Here is a 288-nt window from a genome sequence, read left to right on the forward strand (position 1 = left end):
TGTTACCATAAGGAAAGATTCACACCGCTGATCGGCCGGGACCGGTGAGCCTTCTCAAAGCTTTCTCCCGCCTGGTCAGCCAGACAGATATAGATGGATTCTACTGCCAGCGTATCCTGGATCACCGAGGATATCTCTTCCACGATATCTCCTACCTCCAGGCTTTTTGAGACCGCTGTGCTGAATTTCTTTAAATTTTCCGTCGGAACCAGTTCCCCCTTAGTAAACAGAATATCGATAAACGTCTTCACCACTGAGGACAGCAGAAACGTGACAAGTGTAAAACAG

At 47.9% G+C, this 288-nt stretch carries 1 pseudogene; it reads right to left on the bottom strand.

The features are described from left to right. Window positions 1-2: 2 nt before the first annotated feature. Window positions 3-288, bottom strand: a pseudogene (locus tag NE473_RS32165) (diguanylate cyclase); the annotation flags it as partial.

Origin of the sequence: Hungatella sp. SL.1.14, from assembly GCF_024460495.1 — a bacterium.
In the GTDB taxonomy this organism is placed as follows: Bacteria; Bacillota; Clostridia; order Lachnospirales; family Lachnospiraceae; genus Hungatella; species Hungatella hathewayi.